The organism is Collinsella sp. LCP21S3_C7, from assembly GCF_052118485.1.
Lineage (GTDB): Bacteria > Actinomycetota > Coriobacteriia > Coriobacteriales > Coriobacteriaceae > Collinsella.
This window is the reverse complement of the sequence record NZ_JBQKHC010000002.1, coordinates 75,806-93,080: the sequence shown is the minus strand read 5'-3', so window position 1 is coordinate 93,080 and position 17,275 is coordinate 75,806. Positions and strand designations below refer to the sequence as shown.

Below are 17,275 nucleotides of genomic sequence, written 5' to 3'. Positions count from 1 at the left end.
GGATAGGGTGGACACGTGATTTTCCATAATAGCGGTACCAATGCATAAAAGAGCAGCGGACGGACATTTTGTTTTACCAAAAACAAGCAGGGCGAACGCCGGTCTTTAGCGTTCGCCCCAATGACTCAGATATTGAATAACACAGCTATGGCGCAAGCGCGTGCCTAGCTGCGTTACCGCGCATGGCGCTACTCGTCTAGAGCGGAAAGGTCGATGCCCAGGGCCTCGGCCATCTCGTCGTTCTTGACGACGACCAAATCCTTGCTTGGGAGGTGCTTGATCGGCATATCCTCGGGCTTGGCCTCGCCCTTCAGAATCTTAACGGCCATCTCGCCCGCGGCGTAGCCCAGGTCCTCATAGTTGATGGAAAGGGTGAACAGGCCGCCGGCCATGCACATGCCCTCCTCGCCGGTCACAAAGGGAAGCTTGTTCTCCTTGCAGATCTGACCGACCTGCGAAGCGCCCGCAGCGATGGTGTTGTCAGTGGGGGAGTAGAGCGCGTCGACCTTGCCCACGGCAGACTCGACGACGGACTGGATCTCGTTGGAGCTCGAGACGGTGAAATCGGTGTACTCCAGGCCCAGCTTGTCGAGTTCCTTCTTGGCGGCCTTGATCTGGACGTCGGAGTTGGACTCGGCGGTGCAGTAGAGCAGACCGACCTTTTTAACGTCGGGCAGGACCTTCTGCATCATCTCGAGCTGCTCGGCGACCGGGGTGAGGTCGGAGGCGCCGGTGACGTTGGTGCCGGGCTTGTCGTTGTCCTGGACCAGGCCGGAGGCGGCGTAGTCGGTGATGGCGCAGCCCACGATGGGGATATCGGCCGTGGCGCCGGCGGCAGCCTGTGCGGCAGGCGTGGCGATGGCGTAGATCAAGTTGACGTTGTCGCCCACAAACTTGTCGGCGATGGACTTACACGTGGACTGGTCGTTCTGGGCGTTCTTCTGGTCGATCTTGACCTTGAGTCCACTCTTCTTGATGGCCTTGACAAAGCCGTCGTTGGCGGCGTCGAGCGCGGAGTGCTCAGTGAGCTGCAGAACGCCGATGGTGTAGTCGGCACCGGCGGCTGCAGAGCCGGAACCAGAGTTGCCGCCGCATCCGGCGAGCGGGGCCAGTGCGAGCAGGCCGGCGGAGACCAGAAGGCTCCTGCGGCTGATGGTGATGTCGTTCATGTCATTACCCCCAGTATAGAAATTGCTGGAAACACTGCACTCAAACAAAGTGCAAGTGGGTCTATAGTAGCGCCGATGCCCATTTTTTCAACAACCTGTCGGGTTTTTTAATACTGAACCGGATGGACGGCGGGGGATTTGGCGGGCAACGGCAAGACTTAGGCGGCGGGCGCGGGCCGCTCCCCCTCGTCCAGCGCGGCAAAGAGCTTCTTGCCGTCGAGCAGACGCGTGCTAACGTTTCTCATGCGGCCGACCTCGACGGTGCGTAGGGTGTCGTCTGAGCCGTGCCCGTCGACGACCGTTCCCAGCAGATACGAGACGCCGTCTCGCTGTTTGATGGCAAAAGGCCGAACGGTCATCCGCGTCACTTCGATCTTGTCATGTGTTGTGACGCTTGAAATGTCAAAGTTCACCGTGGTTCCGTGGTCGATGGCCTGCTCGATGAGCTCGCAGGTATCGATGCGTTTGGCGGGCGGTCGCGTGGTCTTGGCGGGTTTGCCTTCTGCGCTTGGTGCCGGCTCGGACGTATCGAGATAGCCGCGAACGTCGGCGCTTGCCATGGCGACCAGATGGCGCGCTATGCTTTTTCTGGTCGCGATGGGTGTGGAGCGGTTGCGCATGACCATGCCATGGAGTCGAATGATTTCCTCGTCGGAGAGCGGTCGGGTGAGAAGTCGGTAACCCGCGCCGCGCTTGTACTCAATCTCGTATCCGGCATGTCGCAGGGCGGAAATCGCGGTATGGATACTGCGCCGCGCTGCCGAGATGGGCATGCGAGCGGGGTCGTCGGGATGGGCGAGACGCTCGATCAGCTCATCGGGAGGAAGCGCTTTGTCCTCACCGGTATGCTCGCTTAAGAGTTGCAGGATGCGCACAGCGCGATAGGCTGCCATGGAAGCAGCACCCCTGGTCGTGGCCTCGTAGTTCTCAACAGCGGGTTTGGCCATTGCGTTCACGTCCTTTCCGTTTTTGGGTGATGACGCTACGGAGCCTAGGACACGGGGTTTGCTTAGGGACACAGGGCACTCTGGGTGGTCGGTAGTCGTCGGCAAGCGGCGGGTCGAGTTTTCAACAGCCCTGATCAGCTGACCAAAAACTTGACGAAAGCTTGACGGATGCTGTTGAAAAAAGCGCCCCTCGGCTTGCCGAGAGGCGCTGGTGCGACACGCTGTAACGCGCGGAACGGAGCTGTGGCGATTAGAAATCGGCGTTGCCCACGGTGCGGGGGTGCGGAAGGACGTCGCGGATGTTGCCCACACCCGTCAGGTACATGACCAAACGCTCGAAGCCCAGGCCATAGCCGGCGTGTTTGCAGGAACCGTAGCGGCGCAGGTCAAGATAGTACTTGTACTGCTCGGGGGCCATGCCAAGGTCCTTGATGCGGGCCTCGAGAAGATCCAGGCGCTCCTCGCGCTGGGAGCCGCCGATAATCTCGCCGATACCGGGAACCAGGCAGTCGGCGGCGGCGACGGTCTTGCCGTCGTCGTTCATGCGCATGTAGAAGGCCTTGATCTCGGCCGGGTAGTCGGTCACGAAGGTCGGGCGCTTAAAGTGCTCCTCGGTCAGGAAGCGCTCGTGCTCGGTCTGCAGGTCAATGCCCCAGCTGACAGGATAGTCAAACTTGTGACCGGCGGCGACGGCCTGCTCCAGGATCTCGACGGCCTCGGTGTAGGTGACGCGGGCAAAGTCGGAGTTTGCAACGTGGTTCAGGCGCTCGATCAGGCCCTTGTCCACAAACTTGTTGAGCATGTTGAGCTCGTCGGGGCAAGTGGCCATAACGTCCTTAAGAACGTACTTGAGCATGGCCTCGGCGTTATCCATGTAGTCGTTCAGGTCGGCAAAGGCCATCTCGGGCTCAATCATCCAAAACTCGGCGGCGTGGCGCGTGGTGTTGGAGTTTTCGGCGCGGAAGGTGGGGCCAAAGGTGTACACGTCGCCAAAGGCCATGGCAAAGTTCTCGGCATTGAGCTGGCCGGACACGGTAAGGCTTGCATGCTTGCCAAAGAAGTCCTGGCTCCAGTCGACCTCTCCGGACTCGGTGAGAGGCGGATTTTTGGGGTCGATCGTGGTCACGCGGAACATCTCGCCGGCGCCCTCGCAGTCACTCGTGGTGATGATGGGGGTGTTGACGTAGACAAAGCCCTGCTCTTGGAAGAAGCGGTGGATGGCGGCAGCCGCGACAGAGCGGATGCGGAACACGGCGCGAAACAGGTTGGTGCGCGGGCGCAGGTGCTGCTGGGTACGCAGGAACTCGACGGTTGCGCGCTTCTTCTGCAGCGGGTAGTCCGGGGCGCTCGTGCCCTCTACCTCGATGGAGGTGGCAGAAAGCTCGAAAGGCTGGGGCGCATCGGGGGTCAGCTTGACGGTGCCGGTGCAAATGAGTGCAGCCGAGACGTTTTGGTGGGCGATCTCGTCGTAGTTGCCGAGCGTCTCGCGGTTCATGACGACCTGCAGGTCGCGGAAGCAGCTGCCGTCGTTGAGCGTGACGAAGCCAAAGTTCTTCATGTCGCGGACGGACTTGACCCAGCCGGCGACAGTGACGGTCTGGCCGCCGAGCGACTCGGAATCGGCATAGAGCTGCGCGATTTTGGTGCGGTTCACGTATCCTCCCATAGCGGTTGAATGATAGTTATCCATACAGTTCGATATTCTAGCAGCTCGGCTCATTTGGGCTATACAGATAAGGCATTGACGGGACGGTTTTCAAACGAAAAGCGCCCGCGGCCAGATGGTCGTGGGCGCTTGGCGTGTTGCCTATTGGCTGTACGGCGCAGGACTCGTTACTTGGTCTTAGCCACCAGCAGCGGGTCGCCCAGCTTGACGAGCGGGTTGCCGCCGATAAGCGTTCCAGACTCGCCGACATGGTCGATGCTCTTAAGACGATCGAGCTCGGAGATGATGACGGTCACGATGTCCTCGTGGCCAGCGGCCTTAATGGCATCGCGGTCGAAACTGATGAGCGGCTGGCCTGCCTTGACCACATCGCCCATCTCGACAAAGCGGGCAAAACCCTTGCCGTTCATTTGTACGGTGCCCAGGCCGACATGGATGAACACGCGAAGGCCGTCCTCGGTGATCATGCCAATAGAGTGGTTGGTGACGGTGGTGGCGCCGATGCGGCCGTTAGCGGGCGCATAGATGGTGCCGGTGATGGGCTCGATGCCGTAGCCCTGGCCGAGCATACCCGAGGCGATGGTCTCGTCGGGAATCTCGTTTAGATTGACGAGCACACCGTTAACGGGAGCGTAGATGACGCCTTCGCGGGTGGCGAAGCTTGCTGCGGGCGGTACGGACGCCTCGCCCGACGAGTTGAACGTGGACTTGAGCGAATCGAGCAGACCCATAGATGCCTCCAACGTATCAAGTGCGCATGTGGCGCACGCGTAGTTTTGCCGGAAACGTTTCGTGTGTGTTTACCGGCTCGGTCAGCGTCTCTATTTTACGCTGCTCAACGACGGCCCTGAGCTGGGATTATGTGATATATCAGTTGAAGGGAACTTATTGCGGATACGTTTCGATGCCGTGCGTCCAAGTGGGGTACGCTTGAAGGCGATACATAACGTGCGCACGAATCGCGCGAAGGGAGCATATATGATCGTCGAGAGCCATGCGCTGTGGGGCGAGGAGCCGACCGAGGAATATCCGGCGACGTTTACCTATATGGGGGCCGAACCGCTGCCCGGCAAGCCCAATGGTCGTCGCCCGGCAGTGATCATCTGCGGCGGAGGCGCGTTTACGCACATCGCCCCGCATGAGCAAGATCCGGTGGCGTTTGCCTTTTTGGATCACGGGTACCAGGCCTTTGTGCTCAACTATGTCACGAGTGGCACGGGTGACGTGAGCTTTCCGCACCCCCAGGCAGATCTTGCCAAGATGGTCGCCACGGTTCGTGCGAATGCCGACGAGTGGCATGTCGATCCCAAGCGCGTGTGCGTTGTGGGCTTTTCGGCGGGCGGCATGATTTGCGCCTCGCTGGCAACGCAGTGGAAGACCGGCCCCTTCGCGGCACTTGTCGGGGCGCGTCCGGACGACATTCGTCCCGATGCCGTGGTGCTGGGCTATCCATTGCTCGACTTTGCCTATGTCCGCGACATGCAGACGCGCGATCCGCGCATCGACTTGCGCGTGCCCAAGACAGGTGGCAAGACGGGGCGCGATTTGCTCAACGACTACCTGTCGATGGTGACCGGCGGCGAGGCCACCGAAGAGCACCTGGCCGATATTTGCCCTACCACGCATGTTTCGCGTCAGATGCCGCCGACCTTTGTGTGGGGCGTGTCCGATGACAAGACAGCGCCGATCGCGCAGGTCTATCCGTTTGCTCAGCGCATGGCCGAGGAGGGCGTCGCTTGCGAGATGCACGTCTTTGACCAAGGCGGTCACGGCCTTTCGCTCGGCAATGCCAATACCGCGGTCGACAACGAGGACAAGCAGGTGGCGGTTCGCCCTTGGATTCGCCTAGCCTTCCGCTTCCTGGAACGCCATCTGTAAGAGAGTAAGAGGGCCAGCCCCATCCCGTCCCTCGTAACTTGCGGTGAAATAGTTCCTGTTTTTGCTGGTTAAAGCCCCAAGCAGGAACTATTCCACCGCAACTTCGTTTTGATGCCCGGACCGGAAACCGCGTCCCAGTTTTGCCCCTCAAGGTGGGATACAGTTTCCCGCAGAGGGTCGATCGGGAAAATGCGTCCCGGTCTGAGCGACGATTCCGGGATGCATTTTCCGCAAGATGCCTCAACCGGAAAACGCATCCCGTTTTGAAGCTTCAGAGTGGGACGCGGTTTCCCCGAGAGGCCCCATCGGGAAATCGGGGACCGGAATTCGCCTGAGTAGTGGGATGCAGTTTCCGCAGCAGGCTCGTCTGGAAAACCGGGGTCCGGAATCCCCATTGCAACAATCTGTTGATTGAACGTCGCTGCATGTTCGCGCTATCATGCATGGTTAAAATTGGTTAGCCATGGCAAACGGTTAGCAATGGTGAACATAAATGCAACGCCCTGTGGGCGTCGGGGGAGGAACACGGACGTGAAGCTCGATACACTCGAGATTGGAAAGGACGCCGTTGTCGCATCGGTGGCATCGGACGATCAGGCACTCCGACAGCATATTTTGGACATGGGCTTAACGCCGGGCACCGAAGTCACCATGATGAAGTACGCCCCCATGGGTGACCCGCTCGAGATTCGCCTGCGTGGCTACGAGTTGACGCTGCGCAAAGACGATGCTGCTCGCATTGAGCTCGTGGGTATTCACGACACCGATACGAGCCCGCGCGTTAACGCCGCAATCGGCACGACGGAGCACCCGGCGCTCGGTGAGGGGACGTATTCGCCCCGTGCGGCAAAAACGGCCGTGCCCGAGGGCGCGCCGCTGCACTTTGCCCTCGCCGGCAACCAAAATTGCGGCAAGACCACGCTGTTCAACCAGCTGACGGGTTCCAACCAACATGTTGGTAACTTTCCCGGTGTGACGGTCGACCGCAAGGACGGTACTGTCCGTAACCACCCCGAGGTAAGCGTTACCGACCTGCCCGGTATTTATTCGTTGTCGCCGTACACGGGCGAGGAGATTGTCAGCCGTCAATTCATCCTTGACGAGCATCCCGACGCCATCATCGACATCATCGATGCCACCAATATCGAGCGCAACCTCTACCTGACGCTGCAGCTTATGGAGCTCGACTGCCCCATGGTCATCGCGCTCAACATGATGGACGAGGTGACGGCCAACGGCGGCGCCGTGGACGTCAACCTGCTCGAGAGCCTGTTGGGCGTGCCTGTTGTCCCCATTAGCGCTGCCCGCAACGAGGGTATCGGCGAGCTGGTGGATCACGCTCTGCATGTGGCGCGGTTCCGCGAGCGCCCGGGTCGCCTGGACTTCTGCGCGCCCGATGGCCCGGACGGCGGTGCGCTGCATCGCTGCATCCACGGCATTGCCAACCTGATCGAGGACCATGCCGTGACGGCCCGTATTCCGGTGCGTTTTGCGGCGACCAAGCTGGTTGAGGGCGACGAGCTGGTGACCGAGGCACTTCACCTGGATCGCAACGAACTTGACGCTATCGAGCACATCATTACCCAGATGGAGGACGAGGCTGGCACCGACCGCCTGTCCGCGCTGGCCGATATGCGCTTTAGCTTTATCGGCGACGTGTGTGGGCGCTGCGTCGTCAAGCCGCACGAGAGCCGCGAGCACGTGCGCTCCGTTAAGATCGACCGCATCCTGACGGGCCGCTACACGGCCATTCCGGCGTTCCTGGCGATCATGGGCCTCGTCTTTTGGCTGACGTTTGGCGTAATCGGCGCGGCGCTGCAGGGACTCATGGAGGACGGTATCGCTGCCATCATCGCCTCGGCCGATGCGGGTCTCAAGGCGTTTGGAACCAACGACGTGGTGCGCTCACTGGCTGTCGACGGCGTGCTTACGGGCGTGGGCAGCGTGCTGACCTTCCTGCCGATTATCGTCGTGCTCTTCTTGTTCCTCTCCATTCTGGAAGACTCCGGCTACATGGCGCGCGTGGCCTTTGTCATGGATAAGGTGCTGCGTCGCTTTGGCCTGTCGGGCCGCAGCTTTGTGCCCATGCTCGTCGGTTTTGGCTGCACCGTGCCGGCTATCATGTCGACCCGTACACTCCCATCCGAGCATGATCGCAAGATGACGGTCATGCTCACGCCGTTCATGAGCTGCTCGGCCAAGTTGCCGGTTTACGGCTTGCTGTGCGGAGCATTCTTCCCGCAGGCGACGGTCCCAGCCATGGTCTCGCTCTATCTGATTGGCATTGCGGTCGGTTGCATCGCAGCTTTGGTGCTCAACCGCACGGCATTTAAGGGCGACCCGGTGCCGTTTATCATGGAGCTACCCAATTACCGCCTGCCGAGCATCAAGACGACGGTGATGCTGGCGTGGGATAAGGCCAAGGACTTTATTACCAAGGCCTTTACCATCATCTTTGCCGCCACCGTGGTCATCTGGTTCCTCCAGACGTTTGACATCCGCTTTAATGTGGTCGCCGATCAGTCGCAGAGTCTACTTGCCGGTCTGGGTAGCATCATCGCGCCGGCGTTGGCACCGCTTGGCTTTGGCGACTGGCGTGCATCCACGGCGCTCGTCACCGGACTTATCGCCAAGGAGAGCGTCATCTCGACCCTCACCGTGCTTTTGGATGCAACGTCACCCGCGGCGCTGTCGACCATGTTTTCGCCGTTTACCGCCTACGTGTTCTTGGTCTTTACGCTGCTGTACCCGCCCTGCGTGGCGGCAATCGGTGCCGTCAAGAGCGAGTTGGGCGCGCGCTATGCCGTTGCCGTGTTCGCGTTTCAGGTGACGGTCGCCTGGATCGTGGCGTTTGTCGTGCATTCGGTGGGCATATTGCTGGGGTTGGCTTAGCTATTTATTGACGGCGCAACCTCTGTGTATTGAGTTGATTGCGGCCCCGCATCTGTACTGACGGATGCGGGGCCGTTGCTATATAATCGCCCACCGCCCAAGACAATCGGAGAGGTTTCCTACATGACTCAGGCAAGACAAGATGGCATCTCGCTCAAGCAGTGGCTCCCGCTTATCGGGCTCGCCTGCTGCGCGTTCGTGTTCAACACATCGGAGTTCATGCCCATCGGCCTTCTGACTGATATCGCCGCGTCGTTCTCGCTCACCGAGGCCCAGGCAGGCATCATGATTTCGGTCTACGCCTGGGGCGTCATGCTGCTGTCGCTGCCGCTTATGGTGTTTGCCTCGCGCTTTGAGTTCAAGCGTATGCTGCTCGGCGTGCTCGCCGTGTTCTCTCTGGGTCAGTTCCTGTCCGCCGTGGCGCCCACCTATCCTATTTTGGTCTGCGCACGCCTGGTGGTCGCTTGCGCACATGCCGTGTTCTGGTCGGTCGCCTCGATTATGGCCTCGCGCCTGGTCGACACCCGTCACGGGGCGCTCGCCATCAGCATGATTGCCACGGGCTCGTCCATCGCGCAGATCTTTGGCCTGCCGATCGGCCGCGCCATCGGGCTGGCTGTGGGCTGGCGCATGACATTCGCTGTGGTCGGGGCCTTTTCTGCCGCCGCGGTGGTGTACCAGGCAGCGGTGTTCCCGGCCATGCCGGCGGGTGAGCGCTTTGCCGTTAAACAGCTGCCCGAGCTGCTCAAGAACCCGTTCCTCATCGCGCTCTACGCGGTCACGGTTTTTATGGCGACCGGCTATTACACAGGCTACAGCTATATCGAGCCCTTCCTGGCGCAGGTCGCGCACGTCGACGCGGGCGCCATTACCATGACGCTGACGGCGTTTGGCTGCTCCGGTCTGGTGGGCAGCTGGCTGTTTGGCCGCCTGTTCGACGGGCATCGCTTCCCGTTTTTGGCTATCACGCTCTCCGGTGTGCCAGCGGCCCTGCTGCTCATAGGTTCGGCCGCATCGTCGCTCGCAGCAGTGCTTGCCGTCTGCGTGCTGTGGGGCTGCTGCGCCACGGCCTTTAACGTGGCGTTCCAGGCCGAGCTCATCAAGTACACGCCGGCGGATTCGTCGGCTGTCGCCATGTCGATCTTCTCGGGCCTTTTTAATCTGGGTATCGGCACGGGCACCGCGATCGGCGGCGCCGTGGTTTCGGGCCCCGGTATCGCCTGGATCGGCTTCGCGGGCGGGGCGATTGCCGTCGTGGGCGTCATCCTCGCCATCACGGTGATGTTCCCGGCCATACGCCGCGCAAAGCCCGTCGCCTAATCACGTTTCCTCATCAGTTGCGGTGAAATACGGTCTGCTGGGCCCAATAAACCCGGCAAACAGTCCGTATTTCACCGCAACTTAGAAAGGGTCTGGGGTAGCTAATTTGGGACGGGGCTATTTTAGCTACCTCGCTGAGTATACGTAAAAGAGGCCGAGGCCGCTCCGGTATGTACTGGAGTGGCCTCGGTTTTCGTTTTTCTGTCTGCGTATGATCGACCTAGAGCTCGTCTTGGGGGACGACGGCTGTAAGTTTTTCGTTCTCAAATACCGCAGCAAGTCCGTGTTCGGGGTCAAAGCGATAGTTGCACATGAGCGCTGCTTTGCGAGCATCATCGCTTCGCAGTACCACGATGCTGGTCGGAATAACGTATCTAAAGATGTTTGTAATGGGGCCCTCAATCTGATCGCCGTCTCTTTCGAGACAATAATCTTCGATCGCTTCCTTGCTGTCCTCAACGGTATTCCAGCTTGCAAGCAGGGCGTCCTTTGCTTCCTTTTGAATGTCGAGGACGCCTTGGTCCGAGTCGCACTCGTAATAGACGGGGAGCGAGAAATCCCTGCCCCACAGATTCATGCCGTTAGTCATCGAAGCCGCCAATCTGATTCAGTATGTTTTTGATTTCGCTTACGCCGCCGAGATGCCTGCATACGTCGTGAACTTCGGTCGGAACAAGGTAGCACGTTTTCATGTCATTGTGCTCGTGCCAGGTGTACCCATTTGCCTCGCGCCAATTCTTGACATCTTCGTGCGTCCAATCATCTTTGCCATCGCGCTGCTCAAGGTTCCAAGCTTTTGCGCATTCAATGTCTGCCTTTTCATAGTTGCCGACTATGCGCTCGCCATTTTCGCCTATCAGCGAATGCCTATGTTGGCTCATACCTTGTATGGTTACCTTTGCTTCGGCGATGGGGCCGAAATCGGGAATAGCATCTTTGTAATTGATGCCCTCAAGACCTTTGTTTCGAAGAATCTCGCAAACCCTATCGACTGTGGGAACAAACATCGACTCCCCTCGATCGCCCGACCATTTGCCATGGGGATTCTCCGTAGTTGGAGTACGGCCCAGCCGCTCCTTATAAGTCGAAGGATAGTCGCACGATTCCACCGAAGGCTTAATCAATTTGTCGGGATCGAGGGATTCATTGCGGCCGACATTTTTAATCTCAGCCTTGGCTTCTCTTGATTCGGAACCAATAAGCTTGTCGGGATTAAACCCATGCTTATCACTCGGCTTTGCTTCGCCGACTTTCATTTGCCTGAGCTCCACTAGCTCACCTCGCAATTCTCGTTCCAGTTACGCCAGTCGTCATATGACTTTGAATCCTGCATTTGCAGGTACAGGATGTCTGTCATGATGCCCTGAATGATGACCTGCCTGGTGCGGCTGTCGATATCGCGGTTGATGGAAGCCCCGAGCGCCTCTTCTGCCGCTCTTGTCAATTGCTCGGCTTCATTGCTGCTCTTGAGCTCACGTTCGACCGTTTTGACGACATCGGGGAACAGCGCGCTCATAATGGGCGCCAGCTTGGTCATGTGCGGTTCGTTGGGCGGGTTTTGGGCAGTGCGCAGAATACTGACCTTTGTGGACGCGCCGATATGGAGGCGATCGAGCCGTTCGCGAATGCTATGCAGTTCCGCCTCGGTTCCAATGCTGATGCCGTATGCCAACATGCGCGCTACGGAAAGAGCGTCATCGTGTTGGTTGTCTGTGGTGTCTTCGATGGGGCGGCTGTACGTAAAGTGCTCGCCTTCGTCTGCTTTGGCGATCTTGCAGAGCACCGGCTCAACCCAATCGTTTTGGTAAATGGCCGCAACGCCCTTAGGCAAGCGTGCCAGCTCGATGATCTGTTGGTCGTTTAAGTTGGCAGCGCGACCGGCGAGCTCGCGGTCCGAAAGATCGGGCAGGCGATGGATGATCTTGGTATTTGTGTTGCGAATGGCTGCCATATCGAGAAGGCCGGGCGCCTGGTCGGCGATGATGAAGCCTTCGCCGTATGTGCGCATCTCGGCGATGGCATTTGAGATCATCTCGACGCTCTTGCCTGTCAGGTCGCCGCTCTCCGAGCCTTGGTTGCTCGACGATCGCTTAAGCAGGTTGTGCGCCTCTTCAAGCACGGTCAGATGGCGAAGCGGCTGGTTCATGTCCTTTTTCTCGGCCATGCGATGTTCTTGAAGTTTGAGTACAAGAAGACCCATGAGTAGGGATTTTGTTTCGGCGGAGCCAATGCGCGATAGATCGATGACTGTGTTGGCGTCAAAAAGCACGCTAGCATCGACTTCGTTCGACGAAAGCATCATGCCGTTGAGCCCGTTGGTGAGAGAGTTGAGACGCGTGAGCAGCGACCCCTTGTAGGCGCCTTTATTTTCGGCATCGTACTCGCTGGAGTCGAGAATCTCGCGGACGTTGCGGGCAACATCTGCAAAGCAGGGAAAGAGATCGGCTCCATACGGGTTATCAGAAGCGGCAAGATCCCATCCGCAATCTTCGTATGACCTGGCGACAGCGTCTTTAAGGACGGCGGGCATGGCGGCGTACATGGGCCAGCAAACATTAAAGATCTCAACGAGTCGGTCGAGGTGCTCCAGCACATGGATGCCGGACGGGAAGCTAAAAGGATTGATGCGCAGGAGCGGTGTGAATTCTGGATTGGTTCCAAAGACGTTTACGTCTTCGCGGCCTCCGTACACGTCCTTGTATTCGCCCTTGGCAGGTTCAATAACAAGAAAGTTGACCTGCTGATCGAGCGCCTGATCGAGGATGCGGTAGACGGTATTGGTCTTTCCTGCGCCGGTGCTGCCCGTAACAAAGGTGTGCGAGGCGAGCGAGTCTTTTGACAGGAACGTTTTGATGCGTTCCTCACGATGCATATGGAAAACCCTGCCTATGCAAAGGCCTTGTTGGGGCTGCGTGCCATCGAACGTTGAGACATTGCGTCCAAAAGAGGCACACTCGATAACGGGCAACCCTGGGACGGATTTCTTGGGAAAGTTGAGCGAGTAGGCAAGCTCCTTGCCCGAAAGGGCGGTCGTTGCATCGACTGTTGCTGGGTAAACCGAAAAACTTGGATGTTGATCGAGCAGGGCGGGGGAGAGGGCAAAAACAGGGTGGCGCAAATCGCGAAGGTAGGAACAGACTGCCACAGCGTCGGCGCTTTGCTCTCCGAGGTCTCCGCGCCAGAGGTTTACCGCAGCCTGAGACATATAGGACTCTTTGCCCTGGGTGAGGGCGAGGTAGGTGTGGGCAACGTTATTCGCGACGTTGTGGTCTTCTGACAGCACGTAGGCGCAAAAGTCCCACATGCCGAGTGCCGAGGCGAGGTCGTAGCGTTTCATTTGCAACTCGAGGATTTCGAGCGCGTGTTGGATGGAATAATTCTTGAACGTCTGTGTGATGCCTTCGTCGGCGCCGATGGTAGCGGTGACCGTGCTTGAGCGCGCGAATGATCCGCCAAAGTTGGCGCCAAGATTTACGGCCTGCGAAACGCCGGAAGTTACGGACGCTCCCTTAGAGACAGCCTTGCCAACGCCGCTGGTAACGGCTTTGCCGAGTGAGTTTGATATGGCTTTGCCGGTAGATGAACTTGTGCCTTTTGACGTAGATGTGGAGTGTGACGAGCCCTCGGTATGGCTTGCGGATACGCCGAGATTGCCGCCGCTGTATACGCCTGCGGATACGCCGAGATTGCCACCGCCGCATACGCCTGCGGATGCGCCTGCGCCTACACCTAGGCTTACGCTCCCGCTCGAGGATTCATTTCTGCCGTCGGTGACCGTATCCGTGATGCTTTCGGTCGATGTGGACGAGTCGGTTACGCTCTCGTTGCTCGATTCCGAGGTCGACTCGTTTGTCGAGTCCGTTTCGTTGTAGTTTTGAGCAACAGCCTGATTGCTCCCCACCTGCCTGCCAGCACTCACGCCTGCATTGATGCCAACCGTCGCGGACGATCCGATGGAGTCGTTTTGGTGGTAGGTATAGTTGGTCGTCCATGAGGCATAGGGCGTCAGCAGTGAGTGGAGTTCGGCGAGACGGAGTTTGCGCGATTCGATATCATGGATCGGGGTTGCGAGCAGCACGATAGTGTAGTCTTCGCTCGGCCTGCCAGGCACAATGCCGTCAAGAACTTTTTCAATGGTTTGCGTGACGAACTTCTCGTTCTTTTCGGCCGGAATATTCGAAACGGCGGCAACCGAAGACGAGCGTCGATTGTCTAGACACGGAATGGGGCCGCGGTTGGCGGGTCCCACTTCGGAACCGGGGAAGTTACCCTTCAAGGCATCCGACATGCGCCGGGAAAAATTATCGGCGTCGATGTTGTCGCGGGCATTGTCGCTGTTGACGACTGCAAGGAATACCTCGGTGCTTGCGCTGGTTCGATTAAAAACCAGCGCAATGTTGCAATCTTCGTCAGAGAGAACGTCGTACACATTTACGAGCTTCTCGAGACTGTCCTCGTTGGGGTCGACGACCCACTTCGTGATATTCATGAAGCGGATGTTGTTGTCGGCGTTAAAGCCCGTGGGGTATTCGATAGAGGGGTCAATCGGCGCGTATACATTTCGTAGCTGCGGCAGATAGGCGTTGTGAAGCTCAACGGCGGCAGTTGCCAAGAGCCGATTGGTGAGCTCGATAGCTTGCTCGTCTGCCGGATTCGGCTTTTCTGACAAGTATGCTGTTCGCTTTTTGTCGACCTCATCGAGTTGGGAGCTGCTGAGTACCGAGACGGTTGCGACCGCGTTGCCGGCTTTATCGGCAGTGCGCATAATCGCGTTTTTGATGCCCATGCGATCAGCCTATTCCTTCCAATTAATGACGCGCGCAATGTACTCTTTTCGATTATTGAGCGTCTCGAGTTTTGCCTCGAGAGCGTTGATCTCCGCGGTTTGCCTGTTGATGTCTTCGACATGGCCATGGAGCACCGGGTTGTAGTCGGTGATATTGCTCGTAATTTGGCCGAGCAGCTCGTTGAGCCATTCGGTAAAGCCGTAGGTATGCTCGCGCTCTGTTTCGGCGCGTGCTTCGCAGAAACACCGTGAGATTTCGCGGTTGAATTTGTCTTCGACTTTCCTAAGCAAAAGCTTGTCAGATTTAAAGATGACACGGTCCATGAGCTTCAGTTCGGTAAAGTCTGCCTTGCTGAAAATGGGACCCTTTGTCTTATTGAGCGCGAGGCCACGATATTTAAGAATGATATCGCCGACCTCTCGGCGCTTCTCTTCGGAAAGAGGATTGTCGCTGCTGGTAGCGATGCGATAGAGGGCATCGCGGCTATGCTCCGCACAATCCTTCCAATAGCTTTGTGACAGCTCATCGATGGTCCGAGCTATTTGCTCGGTACATTCGTCATAGTGATTGATGACCTCGTTAAAGAGCTGGTCGGCGGCATCTTTGTCGGCTGTTCTTTCGGCAGCCTTTGCGTCGGATCTTTTTTGGAGCGCATCGGTGATGTCATCACAAAGGCCTTTGCCAACCTCCGCTAACCCAAATGTTGGGTGAGAGCCGACGTCCTTTTGTGTGTTTGCCGGGCTTCCTTTTATCGAATCGCCGAGCCTATTGAAAAAGTTAGGGGCGATTGAGTCAAACGCTTGCGCGGCTGCGTTCGATCGTTTTGAGTATTCGAGGCGCTCTCGCTTGTCTTCGGTAATGGCGCCTTGACGTGCTTGAAGCGTGTCAAGGTTGGTTTTCCACTGCTCGGCGGAAACGTTCCTGTCGATGGCGTCGGCATAGCTGGCCGAGGAGTCCAGCCTTGCATGCTCTCTGCAGTCTTCGAGCTGGTTGATGAGATTGCGCTTATCCTCTTCGAGCTCGGCTTCTCGCTGTGCTTTCTTTTGTTCGAGGTCGGTTTTCTTATTGGCAATCTCTTCTTCGGTTATGCTGACAATATCTTGTAGGAGCGATTCCGATCTGCTGCATTTGTTATATGCGGAGTACCGCTCGGCAAACAGGCGTATCTCGTTTTCGATACAAAAGAGTCCGCTGTTGGCAAGAAGGAGGTCCTTGCAAGCCTCGGATTCGCGGTTGGTTCTGCGCGAGATCTGTCCTGGAAGGATGTCGTAGCGGTAGAGCGTTTTGTAGAAGCGGCTTGTCGGATCGGTGTATTTACGCTGCTGGTCTTCGAATTTTTCGGCATAGTTGTCGCTTATAAACTCACTGGAGTTCTTTGAGCCTAGGCCGAGGATGGAAGAAACAAAGTAGATACCTTGCCCGTAAAGGCTGGCCGGAATGGACCAACGCATGATTTGCGAGACGGCTTCATCGTCGAATCCGCCTTTGGGAAGGTCGGCGGAATCTGCTTTGTTGACTACGATCATGGCAAAGCGTTCATCGATTGCGGGGATCTGCTCTATTTCGTTGGAGAGGTTCTTGTTGTCCTTCGTATCGAGCGAGTTGTACTCCGCAACGAAAATGGGAAGGCCATTTGAGAGGCCCTCCATTGCCTGTTTGAGCACTCGGGCGTGATCGGCGTTGGAGGCAGAGTTTGAGCCCGGGGTGTCAAAGATGACAAACTCCCTGTCATGGGGCCACGGGTCGGTATCGCTAAAGGGGACTTCGATTCTGATCAGATCGGAGATAGTCCGGTCGTCTTCATCGGCATGATATGAGTTAAGAACCTTGAGAGCGCTGTTCATATGGGAGGCCATGCCGGGCATGGAATCGGCGACTTTGGCTGCGATCATGTCGTATAGGGGCTCCCCCACAAGCTCTTTGTTTTCCATGAGGCCATCAAGATCAAAGCGCAGCAAGAATCGCCTGTTGCCACAGGAGAATTGAACCATCGCGCGATCTCGGTCTTTTGAACGTTTGATTTGGAATATGCGGGCCGTTACAGGCTCGTCGCCGCTGGGAAGGATCTCCATGCCAATGAGGGCGTTGATGAACGTCGATTTGCCTGCACTATAGCTGCCGAGTACACACAGTGGGATGATGTCGCTCGAGACATCGGTGAACTTTCTAATTTGCTCAGAGACTTTTGTTCGCTCGGAGACTGATTCGTCTACAAGCCCCTGGATTTCCCTGAAGACTTCGACAATTTCTGGCAAGACGTCTCGGGCGTTTGATAGATAACGCTCGTCTCGTATGGCCTCGTATGTGTTGGCGCGTGGCCCTTCGGTGCAGATGGCGAGCAACTCCTGCCATTCGTCATCCGCGCCTTCAAAATGCAATTCGATTTTGTCGCCGTCGCCGAACTCTTTGGCGAGGATGTCGATGATCTCTTCGGCCTTAAAGGGGAAGAAACCATTAACGATCTTCGTGCTATGGAGCGCGCTATTGGGATTTGTAGATGTCGTTATTTCTTGCCAGCCGTTATCCCATCGGAAGAACCGAACAGTTTCTTGATATGGATTGCTGACGATCTTGATTTTAATGTCTGCCATCGTTCAACTACCTTTGTAGGTCAGG

At 57.6% G+C, this 17,275-nt stretch carries 11 protein-coding genes; 3 read left to right on the top strand and 8 right to left on the bottom strand.

The genetic code is table 11. The features are described from left to right. Positions 1–188 precede the first annotated feature (188 nt). The 4 genes from ACTQ1E_RS01715 to ACTQ1E_RS01700 form a co-directional block, all read right to left on the bottom strand. On the bottom strand, positions 189–1,169 hold the full coding sequence (locus ACTQ1E_RS01715) for an ABC transporter substrate-binding protein (protein ID WP_441564456.1): 981 nt from the start codon (positions 1,167–1,169) through the stop codon (positions 189–191). Between the two features lie 158 nt (positions 1,170–1,327). After that, on the bottom strand, positions 1,328–2,116 hold the full coding sequence (locus ACTQ1E_RS01710) for a hypothetical protein (protein ID WP_441564455.1): 789 nt from the start codon (positions 2,114–2,116) through the stop codon (positions 1,328–1,330). Positions 2,117–2,366: 250 nt separating this feature from the next. After that, a complete protein-coding gene (asnS, locus tag ACTQ1E_RS01705) occupies positions 2,367–3,770 on the bottom strand; it encodes an asparagine--tRNA ligase (protein ID WP_441564454.1) in 1,404 nt (467 codons plus the stop codon). 179 nt (positions 3,771–3,949) lie between these two features. Beyond that, positions 3,950–4,513 carry a PTS sugar transporter subunit IIA gene (locus ACTQ1E_RS01700; protein ID WP_154514730.1) on the bottom strand — a complete coding sequence of 188 codons (564 nt, stop codon included), beginning with the start codon at positions 4,511–4,513 and terminating at the stop codon, positions 3,950–3,952. A 247-nt stretch (positions 4,514–4,760) separates the two neighbouring features. Here ACTQ1E_RS01700 and ACTQ1E_RS01695 point away from each other — a divergent pair, with 247 nt between their 5' ends. The 3 genes from ACTQ1E_RS01695 (at position 4,761) to ACTQ1E_RS01685 (ending at position 9,872) form a co-directional block, all read left to right on the top strand. Further along, positions 4,761–5,660: an alpha/beta hydrolase gene (locus tag ACTQ1E_RS01695; protein ID WP_441056791.1), complete on the top strand. Its 900-nt coding sequence runs from the start codon at positions 4,761–4,763 to the stop codon at positions 5,658–5,660. A 480-nt stretch (positions 5,661–6,140) separates the two neighbouring features. Then, positions 6,141–8,552 carry a ferrous iron transport protein B gene (gene feoB / locus ACTQ1E_RS01690; RefSeq protein ID WP_441564453.1) on the top strand — a complete coding sequence of 804 codons (2,412 nt, stop codon included), beginning with the start codon at positions 6,141–6,143 and terminating at the stop codon, positions 8,550–8,552. A gap of 123 nt (positions 8,553–8,675) precedes the next feature. Continuing rightward, positions 8,676–9,872, top strand: coding sequence for an MFS transporter (locus tag ACTQ1E_RS01685; RefSeq protein WP_441564452.1), 1,197 nt, complete (start codon positions 8,676–8,678; stop codon positions 9,870–9,872). Positions 9,873–10,092: 220 nt separating this feature from the next. Here the strand turns inward: ACTQ1E_RS01685 and ACTQ1E_RS01680 are convergent, their stop codons facing one another. Genes ACTQ1E_RS01680 through ACTQ1E_RS01665 form a run of 4 tightly spaced genes read right to left on the bottom strand, consistent with a single transcriptional unit; the run spans position 10,093 to position 17,250 of the window. Continuing rightward, positions 10,093–10,461, bottom strand: coding sequence for a DUF6985 domain-containing protein (locus tag ACTQ1E_RS01680; RefSeq protein WP_154514722.1), 369 nt, complete (start codon positions 10,459–10,461; stop codon positions 10,093–10,095). Continuing rightward, entirely contained in the window at positions 10,454–11,143 is a 690-nt protein-coding gene (locus ACTQ1E_RS01675; RefSeq protein WP_441042019.1) for an HNH endonuclease signature motif containing protein, read from the bottom strand. The genes ACTQ1E_RS01680 and ACTQ1E_RS01675 overlap by 8 nt, the downstream gene beginning before the upstream one ends. After that, the gene (locus tag ACTQ1E_RS01670) at positions 11,143–14,658 is read right to left on the bottom strand and encodes an ATP-binding protein (RefSeq protein WP_441564451.1); all 3,516 of its coding nucleotides are present in this window, start codon (positions 14,656–14,658) and stop codon (positions 11,143–11,145) included. The genes ACTQ1E_RS01675 and ACTQ1E_RS01670 overlap by 1 nt, the downstream gene beginning before the upstream one ends. Positions 14,659–14,667: 9 nt before the next feature. Continuing rightward, entirely contained in the window at positions 14,668–17,250 is a 2,583-nt protein-coding gene (locus tag ACTQ1E_RS01665; protein WP_441564450.1) for a dynamin family protein, read from the bottom strand. Between the last annotated feature and the right edge of the window lie 25 nt (positions 17,251–17,275).